Origin of the sequence: uncultured Butyricimonas sp., from assembly GCF_959596855.1 — a bacterium.
Classification (GTDB): Bacteria; Bacteroidota; Bacteroidia; order Bacteroidales; family Marinifilaceae; genus Butyricimonas; species Butyricimonas muris.
In genome coordinates, this window is record NZ_CAUFYA010000011.1 from 75,298 (window position 1) to 92,501 (window position 17,204).

The following is a 17,204-nucleotide window of genomic DNA, read 5'->3' on the forward strand; positions in this document are numbered from 1 at the left end:
GTTCATGAAACGGAAAGGGGTAGGAGCCTTTCCGTTTTTCTATTTAGCCCCGATTGTTACACATTTACCTTTAATATCTATTTTCACACCCGCCACTTCTTCAAGCATCTTTACAATCTTCTCGAAGCTGTCATATTTTTTCAAATCACCCGAGAATTGATAGTTCTTCACCTCTTCACCGGAATAAAATACATCCATCTCGTACCAACGTTTCAATCGCTCCATAATCTGTTCTAACCGTTGATCTTCAAATATAAAAAGACCATCCTTCCACGCGGAATAAATAGATGCATCCACTTCACGAAGGCGGAACGAATTATCATTTTTATTGAACACCAACTGCTCGTCGGGAGAAATCCGCACGCTTTCACCCGACATAACCACTTCCACGCTCCCCTCCGCCAACGTGGTCGTCACGTAGGCATCATTCTCGTAAGACGATACATTGAATTTTGTCCCCAACACTTTTATATCAACATCCGAAAAAGTCTTCACTATAAAAGGCTTCTCCCGATCAGAAGCCACCTCGAAATACCCCTCACCTTTCAGATAAACAACCCGCTGTTTACCACAAAATTGCACTGGATAGCGCAACTCGCTTTGCGCATTCAACCACACGTTTGTCCCATCAGCCAACTCCACTTTAAACTCTCCGGCACGAGGAACTACGAGTGTATTATACACTTGCTCAAGCGCAGACTCATTCTCTTTCCGGTAAGAAACCTTTTGATCGGCAACCCGAATATCCACGGATGCCTCTCCTCTCACCGAGCGCAACGTATCATCCAACGCGATTCTCTCACCCGTTGATAAAACCAACACGGCATTTCCTTGAGCCATTTGAATGGAAACAAGTTCTTTTTCCCTCTCTCTACTACCCGCTTGCCAACGAATCACTCCGGCTATGCCAAGTAGCAATACCAACACCGCCGCATATCGCCACCAAACACCAATTCCACGAGAACTCTTCTTCCGCCTGTACCGATGAAACATCGCCAACTGTTGCTCCACCTGCCTCTCGGAATAAGGCCATTGCCTTTTTCCTTTCTCGAAATCCCCCCTTATCTCCCGATAAACGGCCTGATTTTCATCAGACTCTCGAAGCCACGCATCCAATTCACGACGTCCCGTATCGTCAAGACATCCGGCTATATCCGCAGCAACCAAACGAGAAATTTTAAACGTATCTATTAAATCTTCCTTCATGCATTATTATTTTACAAGTAAAGACGTAACCTCCCAAAAAACGGGTGAATGAAGAAGTAATTTTTTTTAAAATTCTTCCAACAAAATCAATAACAAGACTAAATATTCTTTAGATAATATTTCCCGAAGTGCAGCATATCCATTCTTTTTCAACGTCTTAACCGTATTAATCGACACCCCGAGCAATTTCCCCACCTCTTGATTGGAATTCCCGTCCATCCCCAATAAAATCACCTGCCGGGTTTGTTCCGGCAAACTATCGATAGCTGAATAAAGAATACGAAAAGTTTCCTGACGCATCACCTCTTGCAAAAAGGTAGAAGTCTTAAATTCATTTTCTTGCAAATAACGGGAAACATAATTACTCTCCGCTTGTTTTCGCCTCAACCGATCGAAACAAATATTACGGGCAGAAACAAATAAAAAAGCTTTCGCGTTCTCCTCCGAGTCAAATTCTTCCCATCGTTCGAACACCTTCAAAAAAACGTCTTGAGCCAAGTCGGTAACTCCTTCTTCCTCTCCCATTACCCGTTCGATAAACAAACAAACCGGATTGAAAAAAGATTTGAAAAAAGTATCAAAATTATTACCACTACTCATAACATCACCGACTTTCGTAAAACTTGGACAAATATATAACTTTTATCGTTGCACCCTATATTTTATAATATGATTTCCGTCACTCCCGGCAAACAAGTAGAACCCGGAAGCATTTCCCTGATCGAAGAAAGCGATCGAAAAAGGTGAATTTCCGCGAATAGGGAATCCTTTCGACATATCTTTCATATCGAGCAGGAATAAACGTTCCCCTCGCTCATCCAATAGACCGATTCGTGCATCTCTGGCAGAGAAACGATAGGTGTACGGGTAGCCCAACGCGGCATTATCCCATTGGCGTTCTGTCAGCAACTTCCCTTGACCGTCATATACCCGCAAAGTATTTCCCGACGTGTACACGAACTCGTCCCGTCCGTCACTATTCACGTCTTCCACGTTCAGCCAGCCACCGCCGGTCATCTTTTCACCCTTCACCCGTTGCAGGTTTCCCCGGAGATCGACCAACAAAATCTCTCCGTTCGCGTCCGGGAAAGCAATCCGGGAATTTCCTCCCTGCTTGGTCAAGTAGAGCATCGTGTTCGTCGGTAAATTCAACAAGGTGGATATCTTCACCCGCTCTTTTCCGCGTCGGTCAAGGATATACAAACGATAACGATCGGCAAACACGATATAGTCTTTTCCCTCTACCCGAAAATGATAAATCTTCGATACAATATCATTATCACTTTTCGGCGTATCCCATCCCTTCACGAAATTACCCGACAACTCGTAGAGATAAATATTATGATCCGCACCCGGGGCAAAAATCCGGTAATTCTTGTTATTCTCGTAATCGGCTATCGAAATACCCCGCTCGCAAGGAGATTTGAACGCCAACGGATAACGGGGCAAATAATTCCCGTTCCGGTCTATCAAATAAAGATGAGTCGGCGTGGAGAAAAGATATTGTAACTTCCCGTTCTTGAACATATCCACTTGATAAATTTCACTGTTAATCTTCCCCTCTATCGGCAACTTCCAAAGAATACGCCCCACGTCATTGATCAAATAAATCGTATTGCTCTCGTCCTGCACGAAAAGTTCCCGTTCTCTCGTGTTATGATTTGTCACGATAGCGGGCTTCATCGTGAGCTTGCTATCCAGTTTGGTCTGCCACATTACTTGAGCCTGCTTTTGCTCCACCTCTTCCGTGCTCAAGAATAAAGTGTGATAGAACATACTGCCCTCGCATACCCACTGTAACGCTAAAGAGGAAAATACCTCCATATTCTCTTTATTCCGTTCCAACAGAGCATGCAACGCCCCTTTCGTTATATTCTCGTAGTAAGGCAGCATGGAAGTCATCTCCGACAAATACATCCAATTGAACTTCGCCGACAACTTACCTCGCAATTTCTTGTACCATTCTTGATCCCGCACGCTCAACCGACGCATATAATCTTTGGCAAAAGATTGTATCGCCCGCTCGGAAGAAGCAAAAACGACATAATTATCTTCCACCAGCACGTAATTCGTCGCGATATCGTCAAACATATAGCCCCACATCACCCCGGCAAAGTCCGGCACGGGCATTTTGAAATAACCGACCGTTTTATCTTTATCCAGTTGAAAAGTACATTTCAAAGAACCGTCACCAACTCCCGTTTTTGCCGCGTACGATTTCAGCATCCTGTCGAGCAACTCTTTCGCGAGGCTTCCCGCTTTCACGTGCACGACAATTACCCCGTCATCTTTTTTCCGGGACGCGTCATAGGCAAGCACCCCTTTTCCCCATTCTCCTTTCAACAAATTTTGCCATTCCGCCTCGCTCTTCTCCCCGAACAGACGGGCAAATTCCTGCTTCCGCTTCCGCACCCTCTCCGCTTTACCCGCCCCGTAACGATAGGTATCCAAAGCATCCAAATACAGCTTCACGTCACTCAACGTCAAGAAACTCACGCTTTTCGCATCGACAGGCAACACCCCGTCCAAACGCGATGTCTTAGGTGTCTGACCTTTCAACACGGCCGGATAAGAGGCTCGCAAACCGTCGCAATGCATGAACCCGTTAAAACTGATTCCATCAGCACTGACATCCCCGTCCAAAGCTCCCCATTGAAACCATTTGGATATATCGGTCTGCTTGGATATAAAATCTTTCTGCAACAACAGCGGTAATACATCCGTGAAACAGGTCGTATTCAAAAACACGTTCAATCCCGCCCCCGCTGAAAAATAACGGTTCACGTTCGCGTAACGGGGCGCATCATCTTTCTTACCCTCGCTCTTGTCATTCAATTGTTTGACAGCGTCCTCCACGTACAACTCGGAATCCGACACGAGCACCATACCGCCAATCACGGCATAACACACGCTCTCTTTTCCCCGCCTCACGGAGTACAAATACCGGTTATCGTATTTCCGTTCCTGTATTTCCCCCGTCGAAAACATCTTCGACAACAAATTATTTACCTCTCCGCGAGCAAACATCCCGCTCCTGCTCAACACGTACAGACCACGAACAGCCTGTTTCCCCTCTACCCGAAACGCCAGCACGTGTGAAACAGAATCAACCAAACGTTGCTTCAACAAAGTGTCCACCACCCGGTGCGCCAAACCGGACTTGTATGCCTCTATCTCTTTCTCGAAAGCTTTCTCGATTTTAGGTGACAGCTTCGCGTTGGAATTTACATTAACCACCACGGCAGAATTATAAGGGATAAACGACTCTTTCGGGACATCAGCATCCCGCTCCCGCTCGTTCACCCACCATAACGCAACCAAGATTCCCCCCAAGAGAACAACACCCAATATGATTAACGCAATTCTTTTCACCATAGTCAAAGCAGTTTATAAAGTTTATAAGGTTCATAAAGTTTATAAAGTTCCTTATCGCCTTAATTTTCCTTTTTACAAAAGTAGGAAAAAGAGTTGATTTTACTAAATTTGTTCTTAGAAAAGGCTAAGCCTTTCCAGTCATAAAGTTTGTAAAATACCTTATAAACTTTACGAACCTTATAAACTTTATAAACTCACACATGATAGAGAAACTGGAAAAGATGTTGATTTGCCGGGGAGGAGATGAAGAACGGCTCTACGCGGAAGCAAAAGAAATAAAAAATCAAACCATCGGGAACAAGGTGTACTTGAGGGGGTTAATCGAGATATCCAACATCTGCACCAAGGACTGTTTCTATTGCGGTATCCGGAAATCAAACACGGAAACGGCACGTTATGCTTTATCGGACGAGGAAATCCTCGAGGCAGCAGATTTCGCGTACACGCACCGGTTCGGTTCTATCGTGCTTCAAGGTGGGGAGCGTTCCGACCGGGAATTCACGGAGCGCATCACCCGTTTATTAAAAGAAATCAAAAAAAACAGTAATAACGAACTGGGAATCACGCTCTCCCTCGGGGAACAAACGGAAGACACGTACAAGCGTTGGTTTGACGCGGGCGCACACCGTTACCTGCTACGTATCGAAACTTCTAACCCGGAACTTTACGCGAAAATCCACCCGAACAACGCGCTACATTCCCACGCCACTCGTTTAAAATGCTTGGAAAGGTTACAGCGAACAGGTTATCAAACGGGAACCGGAGTCATGATTGGCCTTCCCTTTCAGACCATCACCGATCTGGCAAATGATTTATTGTTTCTACAATCCATGGATATCGACATGGTGGGCATGGGTCCCTATCTGGAACACCACGCCACCCCGTTATATCAATACCGTCACTTGTTACTTCCCTTGGAAGAACGCCTACGTCTGTCTATCCACATGGTGGCAGCCCTCCGCTTACTCATGCCGGACATCAACATCGCGGCAACCACCGCCTTGCAAGCCATACAAGCGGACGGTCGGGAAAAAGCGCTGGAAATAGGAGCTAACGTTGTCATGCCCAATATTACCCCCACGACAAACCGAACCCTTTATAAACTCTACGAGAACAAACCGGGAACCCATGAAGGAGCGGCAGAATCCATGCGCAAACTGGAAGAAAGCATCCTTAAAAGCGGCTGTGAAGTAGCCTATGGCGCATGGGGCGACTCGCGACATTTTCAATCGAAACACTCCACGTCCCCACCCCTCGCTTAACCCTTCCCTAACCATAAACACCAAACACTATCCAATCACGAACGTAGCATCAACGTAAATTTACGTTGATGCTACGTTCATGGTACGTCTATGATACGTCCATGAGGTTAAGCAAAGGTTACCCACCCATTAACTAACAGTCAAGCAAGGATAAATCAGCAATCACTGAATCACTAAATTCTTGAACGGGGCAAAAGCAGAAAGAATAACCAAAGCCCCCAATATAGTAATTATCATCCCGGATACCCGGTTGATAGTGATAAGTACGCGCAAACGGAATTTCTTCCGGAAAATATTCACCAGCGTGGAAAGCGTGTACCACCATACGCCACCACCCAACAACACGCCGGCGACCACCAACACCTCACCCAGCAAAGAAGACGATTCCCCGAACACCGACATCCCGGCAAAAACCGCCATGAACACCACCACCGTAATGGGATTGGAAACCGTCAGAAAGAAAAGCGAGAGATAATCACCCAAAAGTCCGGTTTTGCTCACCCGTCCCTGACGACGCTGGCGAATCTGCCGTATCGGGTTGTCGAAATAAATCTTCAATCCTATCACGATCAGGAATATCCCTCCAATAATTTGTAGTAACAACTCATGAGCCTGTACGATATTAATCACGAATCCCAACCCGAATGCCGCCACGGCAGCGTAGAAAAGGTCAGCCGAAGCCGCACCCATCCCGGCGATAAAACCCGATAACGCACCTTTATGCAGCGTCTTCTGGATAATCAACACCCCCATGGGTCCTAAAGGAATAGATACCATCAGTCCCACCAGCATTCCCTTGAATAGATACAATATATCGTACATCCCATTCTAATTTTAGATTTAAGGATTTTAGATTTTAGATTTAGTGATTTTCAATCACTGAATCATCAAATCGGCAATCACAGAATCTATCAATTTTATAATTCCACGTTATCCGACGAGAACCTGCTCAATATCGTATCGTCGTTAATCTCCTTCGACAGCGACTCGATCGTCTTCATCGGCACGTCAAAAATATCTAAAATAAGTAAACCGTCCAAACACATATTAAATTTCGGATCAATATTAAAACCGATAATTCTAGCATTCAGAGAAATATATTTTTTCAATAATACCGGTAATTTATCACTCGACGGCTCTATATCACCGATCATCTTGTCCAACACGCCAATATCCTGCCGTGCCGCATCCAACATGACCTGTACCCCGGGTTCCTCCGAATGTACTTGATATTTTGAACGCGGTACCACGTATTTCGCTAACTCGTGGCTATAATGGTTCGCTTGAATAAATTTCATTATCAACTCCTTCGAGGCTTCCGTGTATTTCCCGCTAATCGTGACGGGACCTATCAAATAACGGTACTCCGGATTCTTCAACAAGAAATAAAGAATACCCTTCCACAGCATAAACAAGGGAAGAGGCTTCCGTTGATATTCCTCCGTGATAAAAGAACGTCCTAATTCAATGGACTCGTACAATACCGGCAACATCTCCTTCCGCATCTTGAACAAGGTATGAATATAAAATCCTTTTATCCCGTAGCGGTCGATAATTTCTTTCCCTTTTCCCACGCGGTAAGCACCCACAATCTTCTCCTCTTCCTTGTCCCAGATAAAAAGATGATAATAATACAAGTCAAACTCGTCCAAATCAATACTACGATTTGTACCCTCGCCGACAGCACGGAACGTAAGTTCCCGCAAACGCCCGATCTCGTTCAACACGTTCGGGATTTTCACGGACGGGGAGCAATAAATATCGTAGTTCTTCATGTTAAATAACAAGTAATCGTCGGCGATGCCCGCGATCTCCTTCTTCAACACCGCACTATCCGTTTCCGCCGCGATAGGTTCCGCTTTAGGCATAGCTTTTTGTGATTTAATGAAAAACTTCTTTACCTCTAGTGCCGAGCCAAGTAAATAGGTCTTGGCACGTAAAAATTTCCCGTACTGGGATAAATCATGGAATGAATCCTGCGAATCCAAACCGATAGGGTTCCCGATTCGCAATTTCACCACCCGATTCTTCTTATTCAATAATTCTGAAGGCAACTTCATATTCCTCAACATCGGGTGAATCAGTCCCAACAGGTAAAATAACAAACTGTTCGAGCCCTTGAAATAAATGGGAATGACCGGGACTCTCGCCATCTTGACCAATTTCAACACGGAAGTATCCCACTCCTTATCCTCAACATGATTCGAATCCACTTGATAAGTAGAAGCCTCCCCCGCCGGGAATATACCCAACGGTTTACCATCTATGACGTGACGCACGGCCTCCTTGATCACCCGAGTATTCGGGTTTTTCCGACGGGAAGCCGGTTCCAGTCCCAGCACGTAATCCTGTATCGGGGTAATCTTCTTCAGCAGGAAATTCGCCATTACTTTATAGTCCGGACGAATCTTGCACAATAACTTAATCAAAATAATACCGTCCAATCCCCCGAACGGATGATTGGACACCGTGATAAACGCCCCTTCCTTCGGTATTTTTTCAAGGTCTTCCTCGTTTATCTCGACAGTTACCCCCAGAGCCTCCATCAAACTATCGATCACCTGCTCGGGATCGTCACTGTTCACCTTCGTGCTCAACTTATCCAACTTGTTCAGCCGCAACAGGTACATGACCAACTTGGAAACCAAACTTCCCCTGAAACGCTCTAAACCCCACGGGGCTGTCAATAAATCATTCGCGTCAATTAATCTCATTTATCTTTTGCATTAAATGTCCCTTTCAGAACACTATAATATCTTTCACTATATCACTACCGATTCTGTCGTTCAAGGCTTTTATCAGCCCTTCCTTCACCATCAGTATTTCATTTTTCACCACGGAAGAAGTGAAACTCACGAAAATCTTCCCGTCTGTAATCCGTATACTTTTCGTCCGGGAAGCAATCATTCCCCCCACGACGTCCGGCCAAACCTGACAAACCTCTCTCTCCTTGAACTGACGGGATAATCCCATCTCTTCCAAGTACATTTCTACCAACTCATCCATTGTCAAAGTCTTTCCCTGCTTCACGTTCTTTATTTTATTGGTTATTCTACAAAAATACTACTTTCTAATCAATTTGAAATCATAAATCTAAAATTTAAAATCACTGATAACCCCTTGATCGACTTTAAAGATTTTATAATCAATAGCGTGCAATCGCAATATTTCATCAATATGCCCCCGGTTCGTGTCGGTGATAAAAACTTGCCCGAAATTCTCTTCCGACACGATGCGAATAATCTGGCTCACCCGGTCAGCATCCAATTTGTCAAAAATATCATCGAGCAACAGCAAAGGCTTTACCCCTTTCTGTTGAGCCAGATAAGCGAACTGGGCAAATTTCAAAGCCGTGAGAAAACTCTTTTTCTGCCCCTGCGAACCCAACCGCTTCACGGGATACCCTTCTATACTCAGCGTGATATCGTCCCGGTGAATCCCCACCGTCGTGTAAGTCAACACTCTATCCCGATCGAAACTACCGCGCAACGATTGCAGGTAATCATTTTCTTTTATCGTGGTGGAGTACTCCAAGGTTACCTTTTCTCTTCCCAACGCCACCCGATCATAATACACTTGAAAGACCTCCGCCAATTCCGTGATAAACGCAAGGCGCCGTTCCAGAATCACCCGACCGTTGTCAGCCAACTGTTCATCCCACACGGATAACATATCAGCATCTATCGGCATTCCGGCATATTCTTTCAAGAAACTGTTCCGTTGCGCCAGCACCCGATTATACCGGATCAGTACTTGTAGATACTCTTTGTCACACTGGCTGATCACCCCGTCGATAAAACGACGCCGTTCTTCACTGGCCCCGTCTATCAGAATCACGTCTGCCGGGGAAATCATGACCAGAGGCAATAAACCGATATGATCCGAAAGCCGTTCGTACGACTTTTTATTTTTCTTGAATACTTTCTTCACCCCTTTCTTCACCCCGCAATACACGTCAATGTCTTCCCCGTCCCGCTCGTACATCCCTTCCAACACGAAAAAAGCCTCCCCATGCCGGATACTTTGCGCGTCGGGCAAATTGAAATAACTCTTGCACATGGAGAGATGATACACGGCGTCCAGTATATTCGTTTTCCCCACCCCGTTATTCCCGATAAAACAATTAAATCTCGGGCAAAAAGCGATACTTGCCTCGGCGATATTCTTGTAGTTGACAATATTCAAATCCTTTAAAATCATGCCAATAAATGGTTACTGGTTATAAATCGCAAGATAAAACGTCTACCCGCGACCGATCACCAAAAGTAAGTAAAAGAAGCTTAGATTCCGACGAATGTATAATTTTTTGCATAAAATTTCGCTGTCCCCCTTCTGTTATCAAAAAAAAAACTAATTTTGCACGTTGACGATGGATGCGTCGTAGGAATAAAAAAGTAAATAATAAAAACATATAACAATGTCAAAAAATAACCAGAAACGTGCGGACGGCTTCGAGCAGATTGAGGAAGCCACGATCTCAACAGAACAATTTATCGAGAGAAACTCAAAATTATTGGTCAGAGGTCTTCTTGTTGTTATTATCGTTATTGCCGCTATTTTCGGCTACCATAAATTCTACAAGGAACCCCTCGAAAAAGAGGCTCTTCAGCAAATGTTCGTGGCAGAAACTTTATTTGAAAAAGATTCTTTCAATTTGGCCCTTAACGGAAACATCAACAATCCCGGTTTCTTGCAGATTATCGAGGACTACGGTTCCACTCCCAGCGGGAACCTCGCTAAATATTATGCAGGTCTATGCTATCTATACTTGGGTGACAACCAGAATGCCATTAAATACCTCGAGAAATTTTCGACCGATGACATGATATTCTCCACTTTGGCAAAGGCCAATATCGGGGATGCCTACATGCAATTGGGCGAATACAAGAAAGCTGCCGGATACTACCAGAAAGCAAGTAGTGACAACACGAATCTGTTGACCACCCCTTCTATCTTGATGAAAGCCGGACTGGCATACGAAAAAGCAAAAGACTACAAGAACGCATTAGCGATGTACGAGAAACTGGAGAAAGAATACCCGGCATCCATGGAAGCCAGAGAGATCGAGAAGTACATCACCCGCGCTCAATTAAACATGAAATAACTCTCACATTCAATAATGCTTATTTAGAAGGCGTGCATTCGATGCATGCCTTTTTTATTTCAAAAAAAGGATATCAACACGAATAGAAAATAGTAATTTTGTCGCCTAATTCCGATGTTATGAATGTAAAGGCTAAAGGATATGTTTTAGGCGCAGTTGCCGCGGCGACTTATGGTATGAATCCCTTGTTCGCACTACCTTTGTACGAGGCGGGCATGAACCCGGATTCGGTACTCTTTTTCAGATACCTGTTCGCGATTCCCGTGCTAGGTATCATGCTCAAAGCGAGAGGACGAAGTTTCAAACTGAAAAAGCAAGAGATATTACCGTTGATTATCATGGGACTGCTGGTGGCTCTATCCTCGCTTACCCTGTTTCAAAGTTATAACTACATGGAAGCGGGTATCGCATCGACATTATTGTTTGTCTACCCGATCATGGTCGCGCTGATCATGGCTATTCTCTTCAAAGAGAAATTAACCATACAGACAATCCTATGTATCATGCTGGCATTGGGCGGTATCGGCTTGCTTTACAAAGGGGGCGACGGTACCCCCCTCAACCTGACGGGCATCATGTTGGTTATGGTATCGGCTCTCTCCTATGCTATTTATATCGTAAGCGTGAACCGACCGAAACTAAAGGACATAGCAACCCTTAAACTGACTTTCTATGTATTGCTTTTCGGGCTTTCGCTATTCTTCGTCCGCGTAGATTTCGGGCAAAGCCTTCATGTTGTCGACACATGGTACCTGTGGGGTAATTTGGTCGCGTTAGCCATTTTTCCCACCGCTATATCGTTCCTCTGTACCACGCAGGCAATCCAATACATCGGTTCCACCCCGACCGCCATCCTTGGGGCTCTGGAACCCCTGACGGCAGTCTTCTTCGGCGTCACCGTTTTCGGGGAATCTCTGACACTGAGATTAAGTTGCGGTATATTAATGATCATTTTGGCTGTAACATTAATCATTGCCGGAAGTAACGTAACCACTTATCTGGTTCGTTTCAGGAAACTGTTCCCCAAACTTCCGCTCAAGAGGAATATTCCTTCACGCAATTCGTACAAGTAGCGACACGAACACGAAGCACCCGGGTGCTGATATTGTCATTCGTTTGTTGTTTATTCGGGGTTCAGACATTTCGAAACGTGCTAACAACAGTTCAACAACGATTGAATATCGAGAGAAGGAGTCGATTTCGGTAGAAAAAGGACTTCGTGTGGTGGGATGTTCTGGCTTGATTTGTGGATTTTCACGTGACCGATATTTTCCATTTATCGCCCGGTAAAAACAAACCCCGCCTTCTCAGACGGGGTTTTATATCGGAAAAGATTAAATCTATTTCTTCTCGAACAATTTACCGAAATCATCCATAGAGATTTCTTGTTCTTCCAATTTCACGCTCTCTTTAATCGTGTCGAAAATCTTGTTTTCCAAGGCACGGTCATACAAGCTGGAACGTTGTTTTTCGTTCTCCAACAAACGAGCGGCAAAACCGTCCAATTGCTCGTCAGACAAACCGTACAACCCGTATTGTTGCAATTGAGCGGCAGCAACTTCACGACCGACAGCTTTCATATCCTCGTCTTCTACCCGAAGGTTGTTATCCTTGATCATGTCGCCTTTGATCAACTGCCATTTGAACTCGTCACGGTAAGCGTTGAAATCCTGCTCGACCGCTTCGGGAGTCATATTTTCATTGGTAGCTAACATCCAACGTTTCAAGAATGCTTCAGGAAGAACAACGTCCTCGTTCTTCTTCAACATCTTGTCGCGAGCGTCCACCGTCAAACGATATTCGCTATGAGCTTTGAATTGTTTAGCCAAATCTTCTTTCACGCGTGCACGGAATTCCTCAACGCTCTTCACGTTGCCTTCACCATATACTTTATCGAATAAAGCCTGATTTACTTCCGCATCGATATAACGTTTAACCTCGCTAATGATAAAGCAGAAATCAGAAGTAATATGTTCGGCCTCTTCTTTATTCACTTGTAACAAAGCAGCGTAATCCGTTTTGTTGGGATAAGCCTTGGAAGGATTGAATACCACTTCATTTCCTGCTTTCTTACCCTCGAAAAGTTTTACTTGCTCTTCATCTTTCATGTGAGCCAAAGACAATGAAGCATCTTCCACGCGGATTCCGCCTTCTTTCGGTTTTCCGTCTTCGCCCAACTCGATCAATTCACCCTTCACGTATTCCGATCCCTCGATCACGTCCACGGGACTCAATTCGCCGTTGTTCTTGCAGATACTTTCAACTTGTTTGTCTATCATTTCCTCGTCCACCTTGATGATGTAATAAGGAACTTTCTCCCGTTTGCTCAACTTCACGTTCATCACGGGAGCCATAGCTATATCGTATACGAACTCGAAACTTTCAGCATCCAGATTCAATTCTTTCTGATCCGTTTCGCTCGGAAGCGGCTCTCCCAAGATGTGCAAATCGTTCTCTTGGATAAAATTAGACAGACTCTCTCCTATCAACTTGTTGATTTCCTCAATCAAAACGGCTTTACCATACATTTTTTTGATAATCCCGAAAGGAGTTTTTCCCTTGCGAAAACCGTCGATCACCGCTTTTTTCTGGTATTCTTTCAACGCGTCGCTCACGCGAGTTGCGTAATCATCCTTATCCAATTGAATCTTAATTGTTGCATTAAGATCATCGATTTGGTTTTTCGTTACATTCATACTTCTCTATGTATAAAACTATTTATGATAAAACAAACAAAACAAAAAAGGCCACCTTGTTTAAGGCGGTCCTCTCTTCAAGTGCGGGCGAAGGGACTCGAACCCCCACGCCTTGCGGCACTAGATCCTAAGTCTAGTGCGTCTACCAGTTTCGCCACGCCCGCTTGCTATTTTGACGGTGCAAATATATTGCTTTTTCATGAAAAGCAAAATGATTTGCCCCTTTTTTTATTTCTTTCTTCTCAACTCGAAGTTTTTACCGAGATAAACCCGTCTAACTTCCGGGTCATTCGCCAAATCCTCTGCCGTTCCGGATTGCAGGATACGACCGTCATACAAAAGGTAAGCCCGATCGGTAATACATAATGTTTCCTGCACGTTGTGGTCAGTGATCAGAATCCCGATATTTTTCTCTTTCAATTTCTGCACGATACTCTGGATATCCTCCACCGCGATAGGGTCTACCCCGGCAAAAGGTTCGTCCAACAAGATAAATTTCGGGGCAATCGACAATGCCCGGGCAATCTCCGTGCGCCGACGTTCACCTCCCGACAATTGTATCCCTTTACTCTTCCGGATATGTTGCAGACCGAACTCGTCGAGCATTTCTTCCAGACGTTCACGCTGGTAATCTTTCGGGAAAGTACTCATTTCGAGCACCGCTTTGATGTTATCTTCCACGCTTAATTGACGGAAAACGGAAGCCTCCTGCGCCAGATACCCCACACCCAATTGTGCCCGACGGTACACCGGCTCTTTCGTGATTTCCCGGTCATCCAAAAAAATACGCCCGCCATTCGGCTTGATCAATCCCACGATCATGTAAAACGAGGTGGTCTTCCCTGCCCCGTTAGGTCCTAACAGACCAACGATCTCTCCTTGCTGCACGTCCACGGAAACCCCTTTTACAACGGTTCGGCTTTTGTATCTTTTTACAAGGTCCTCGGCTCTTAATTTCATATCGTTCAGTTTTACCGCGCTAAGATAGTCTTTTACAATTGAAAATTGAAAATTGAAAATTGAAAATTACTAGAAATTTAGATGTATCGAGAAATTTATGGCGAAATTATCCACTTTCTGTCCCGAACGGTCGCCCCGGTGTGTCAATCGCCAGATGGCATCCACCCGGATCAGACGCAAGATATTTTCCACCCCGACACCCGCCTCGATATAAGGCTTGGACACGGACGACATACCTTCCGGGAACAATAATATAGCCCGGGTATCGGATAAACTACCGTTGTTTTTATCGGACAAACGCCCCCACAACGCTTTCACCGTAACGACCTCACGCCATTTCAACCGTTTCATCAACGGGATCTTGCTCAAGAAGAATCCCCTGAAATGATGTTCCCAGAATACCGCCGCCCACAGGTCGGACGCAAACTCGTAAAAATTCATACACGAGAACGCATACGGGTCATAGAAATAGGTAGCGTTTCCCTCGTGCAATTTCAACAAAGGATAAGGCACTTTCCCGAAAATCTTTCCACCCGTAATCATAAAGTCACTATACCCGATAGGAGCAATATGCATGTCATGTTGCACGGATATTTCCGCCCGGTAATACTCGTAATCACTGTTCAGCACACCCTTCAAACCTGCCACGAGGTCAATACCCACGATCGGGAAATCCGACCCCATGGACACTTTGTCAAAATCCTGCCGCACCACGATCTCGTTCTTCGACAAACGGGTTCCCAAGCGGAATTGCGTAGTATGTATCTGGTTAAGTTCCTTCCCGTCCGGACGAATAAAATCAACGTATTTCGTCGGGTACATCTGACGATATTCCAGAGCGAAACTATTGGAAAATCCTTGCCACCATTCTTTCTCGTACCGGAAATCAAATTCATTAATCATCGTCAACTTCTCGTTATTCCCGCGGGAGAAAATCGAACTCAATATATTACCTGTCGTGAACGCGTTCTCGCTCGCGCCAAGTTGAAACACGTCATGCTTGCCACTCACGGTAAGTTTCGAGGTCGGTTGGTTATTAAACATGTATTCCACGGTTCCGCCTCCCTTGAATTTCTGGTCTTTCGTGCTGTACGCCCCGTACCCCGAGAGCCGGATACGCTTACTGAAATCACTGGTTGTCTTTGCCCCCAGCTGGAAACGGTTTCCTTCCAGTTTATTAAAACTATATAGCTTATAGTAGGGTCCGAAACCCACGTATTTCGTGTTATAATACCCAAGGAATACCGTCTGGATCATGTCATATATATTCTGGTAGAGAGGAACATTTTTAATCGAATCCACCATATTATATATATTCCGTTCTTTTTCCGACAATTGGTAAGGTCGTGCATTCTGCCAATAATTCTCGTCATTCTGGAGAACATTCTTATTTATAGTGACCTCGCTGTCCAGTTTCAAAATCTCGGACGGAATCGCTTCATTCACGGTCACGTTGGAATAGTCTATCTGCCGATGTCCCATGAACGAAATCAACTTGGAAGAATCCCGCATTTGCACGGTGAAGTCCGCCAATATCTTATCCTGTTTCAAGAACCAAGTCGAATCATTGATCAATTCATTCGTCGTTTCTATCGCCAGATCCTTAATCCAGTTCACGTTCAAACCTTTTATCATGCGCATCTGGGCAGACTCTAACGCCCAAGTCGTGGAGTCGATATTCACCTCCCCGTCAAACACGGGCGTAGATTTTCCCTTGGGATGAAAACGAATCTTGTATATTTTTCTGCCTTCCTTTTGCAAGCTATCTACCAGAAAATACTTGTAATACAGCAAACCGTGATCACACAAGGGACTGACAAAATTCACTTCAAAAATATTGATATAGTTATCGTACAAGTTCACGTTCACGTGTAAATGTCCCGTGAACTGCGCAAGACTGTAATCCTCCTGAATACCGGAAATCCGGCTCGCTTTCACGATCTCCCGGGACAAACGGGGTGACCGCCGATAATAATAATCCGCCGAAGCCTCCGAGATCATCACGGGCAGATAAGCTTTTCCCGTGATCGCGGACGTATCCATGTACTGGAAAATAAACCCGAAATTCTTCTGTAACTTTTTATTCTTGAACTGGGGTTTCAAGTTGGCCACATCCAATTCCATTTTCGTGTACGTGGAGTAGCTGTAAGCCTCTTTTTCTGCCGGATTATTTCTTTTCTTGTTCTTTGAAATGTTGCGTAATATCGCGTGGGCGGGATTCTCTCCCGGTGTCACCTTCACTTCGTCCAAACCGGTGACAATCGGAACCAGTTTAAAATCAATCGTGTTAAAAGCACCTTTATTGACCGGCTTCGTCTGTTTCTCGTATGACACGTACGCTGCCATAAGTTCGCTCACGTTCTCCCGCGTTTCGAGATAGTAATTCCCATCAAAATCCGTTGTCACACCAATTGTCGTACCCACGAATAATAAGGTCACCATAGGTAACGGCTCGCCCGTTTCCGCATCTGTCACGGTTCCCCTCACCTTTGTTGTCTGGGCGTTCAACACAGAAACCCATATCATCAAGAAAAATAATAAACACAACTTTACACGTCCCATGAAATTATCCATTTTAAATTTCAAATTCTAAATTTTAAA

General features: G+C 44.8%; 13 protein-coding genes and 1 tRNA gene. 3 read left to right on the forward strand and 11 right to left on the reverse strand.

Going from position 1 to position 17,204, the window contains the following annotated elements:
- Positions 1-39: 39 nt before the first annotated feature.
- From Q5866_RS07065 to Q5866_RS07075, 3 genes are all read right to left on the reverse strand, one after another.
- Entirely contained in the window at positions 40-1,206 is a 1,167-nt protein-coding gene (locus Q5866_RS07065) for a FecR family protein (RefSeq protein WP_292265882.1), read from the reverse strand.
- Between the two features lie 66 nt (positions 1,207-1,272).
- Positions 1,273-1,806 (reverse strand): RNA polymerase sigma factor, encoded by a 534-nt coding sequence (locus Q5866_RS07070; protein ID WP_292265880.1) that lies wholly within the window; start codon positions 1,804-1,806, stop codon positions 1,273-1,275.
- A 42-nt stretch (positions 1,807-1,848) separates the two neighbouring features.
- Positions 1,849-4,581 carry a WD40 repeat domain-containing protein gene (locus Q5866_RS07075; protein ID WP_292265877.1) on the reverse strand — a complete coding sequence of 911 codons (2,733 nt, stop codon included), beginning with the start codon at positions 4,579-4,581 and terminating at the stop codon, positions 1,849-1,851.
- 200 nt (positions 4,582-4,781) lie between these two features.
- Between Q5866_RS07075 and hydE the strand changes: the two genes are divergently transcribed.
- Positions 4,782-5,843 (forward strand): [FeFe] hydrogenase H-cluster radical SAM maturase HydE, encoded by a 1,062-nt coding sequence (hydE, locus tag Q5866_RS07080; RefSeq protein WP_292265875.1) that lies wholly within the window; start codon positions 4,782-4,784, stop codon positions 5,841-5,843.
- 162 nt (positions 5,844-6,005) lie between these two features.
- Here the strand turns inward: hydE and Q5866_RS07085 are convergent, their stop codons facing one another.
- From Q5866_RS07085 to Q5866_RS07100, 4 genes are all read right to left on the reverse strand, one after another.
- Complete coding sequence (locus tag Q5866_RS07085) at positions 6,006-6,665, reverse strand: LysE family translocator (RefSeq protein WP_099293932.1); 660 nt, start codon at positions 6,663-6,665, stop codon at positions 6,006-6,008.
- 95 nt (positions 6,666-6,760) lie between these two features.
- Positions 6,761-8,557, reverse strand: a complete 1,797-nt coding sequence (locus Q5866_RS07090; protein ID WP_292265871.1) for a lysophospholipid acyltransferase family protein — start codon at positions 8,555-8,557, stop codon at positions 6,761-6,763.
- 25 nt (positions 8,558-8,582) lie between these two features.
- Positions 8,583-8,873 (reverse strand): DUF721 domain-containing protein, encoded by a 291-nt coding sequence (locus Q5866_RS07095; RefSeq protein ID WP_255302090.1) that lies wholly within the window; start codon positions 8,871-8,873, stop codon positions 8,583-8,585.
- Positions 8,874-8,936: 63 nt separating this feature from the next.
- The gene (locus Q5866_RS07100; protein WP_186978476.1) at positions 8,937-10,043 is read right to left on the reverse strand and encodes a DNA replication/repair protein RecF; all 1,107 of its coding nucleotides are present in this window, start codon (positions 10,041-10,043) and stop codon (positions 8,937-8,939) included.
- A gap of 217 nt (positions 10,044-10,260) precedes the next feature.
- On the opposite strand from Q5866_RS07100, the gene Q5866_RS07105 reads away from it, so the two are divergent.
- Complete coding sequence (locus tag Q5866_RS07105) at positions 10,261-10,947, forward strand: tol-pal system YbgF family protein (protein WP_186978477.1); 687 nt, start codon at positions 10,261-10,263, stop codon at positions 10,945-10,947.
- Positions 10,948-11,066: 119 nt separating this feature from the next.
- The gene (locus Q5866_RS07110) at positions 11,067-12,020 is read left to right on the forward strand and encodes a DMT family transporter (RefSeq protein ID WP_227216692.1); all 954 of its coding nucleotides are present in this window, start codon (positions 11,067-11,069) and stop codon (positions 12,018-12,020) included.
- 267 nt (positions 12,021-12,287) lie between these two features.
- Here Q5866_RS07110 and tig read toward each other — a convergent pair whose 3' ends face one another.
- The 4 genes from tig to Q5866_RS07130 all read right to left on the reverse strand — a co-directional run bounded on the left by tig (position 12,288) and on the right by Q5866_RS07130 (position 17,189).
- On the reverse strand, positions 12,288-13,643 hold the full coding sequence (tig, locus tag Q5866_RS07115) for a trigger factor (RefSeq protein ID WP_099293938.1): 1,356 nt from the start codon (positions 13,641-13,643) through the stop codon (positions 12,288-12,290).
- A gap of 82 nt (positions 13,644-13,725) precedes the next feature.
- Positions 13,726-13,807: transfer RNA gene (locus Q5866_RS07120), tRNA-Leu, on the reverse strand.
- Between the two features lie 64 nt (positions 13,808-13,871).
- On the reverse strand, positions 13,872-14,603 hold the full coding sequence (lptB, locus tag Q5866_RS07125) for an LPS export ABC transporter ATP-binding protein (RefSeq protein WP_099293939.1): 732 nt from the start codon (positions 14,601-14,603) through the stop codon (positions 13,872-13,874).
- Positions 14,604-14,672: 69 nt separating this feature from the next.
- Positions 14,673-17,189: a DUF5686 family protein gene (locus Q5866_RS07130; protein WP_366483014.1), complete on the reverse strand. Its 2,517-nt coding sequence runs from the start codon at positions 17,187-17,189 to the stop codon at positions 14,673-14,675.
- Positions 17,190-17,204 lie beyond the last annotated feature (15 nt).

Coding starts and splice junctions, on each gene's coding strand:
- Q5866_RS07070 (WP_292265880.1), bottom strand. CDS start 1,806: ATGAGTAGTGGTAATAATTTTGATACTTTTTTCAAATCTTTTTTCAAT.
- Q5866_RS07065 (WP_292265882.1), bottom strand. CDS start 1,206: ATGAAGGAAGATTTAATAGATACGTTTAAAATTTCTCGTTTGGTTGCT.
- Q5866_RS07105 (WP_186978477.1), top strand. CDS start 10,261: ATGTCAAAAAATAACCAGAAACGTGCGGACGGCTTCGAGCAGATTGAG.
- Q5866_RS07085 (WP_099293932.1), bottom strand. CDS start 6,665: ATGTACGATATATTGTATCTATTCAAGGGAATGCTGGTGGGACTGATG.
- lptB (WP_099293939.1), bottom strand. CDS start 14,603: ATGAAATTAAGAGCCGAGGACCTTGTAAAAAGATACAAAAGCCGAACC.
- Q5866_RS07100 (WP_186978476.1), bottom strand. CDS start 10,043: ATGATTTTAAAGGATTTGAATATTGTCAACTACAAGAATATCGCCGAG.
- Q5866_RS07090 (WP_292265871.1), bottom strand. CDS start 8,557: ATGAGATTAATTGACGCGAATGATTTATTGACAGCCCCGTGGGGTTTA.
- tig (WP_099293938.1), bottom strand. CDS start 13,643: ATGAATGTAACGAAAAACCAAATCGATGATCTTAATGCAACAATTAAG.
- hydE (WP_292265875.1), top strand. CDS start 4,782: ATGATAGAGAAACTGGAAAAGATGTTGATTTGCCGGGGAGGAGATGAA.
- Q5866_RS07110 (WP_227216692.1), top strand. CDS start 11,067: ATGAATGTAAAGGCTAAAGGATATGTTTTAGGCGCAGTTGCCGCGGCG.
- Q5866_RS07075 (WP_292265877.1), bottom strand. CDS start 4,581: ATGGTGAAAAGAATTGCGTTAATCATATTGGGTGTTGTTCTCTTGGGG.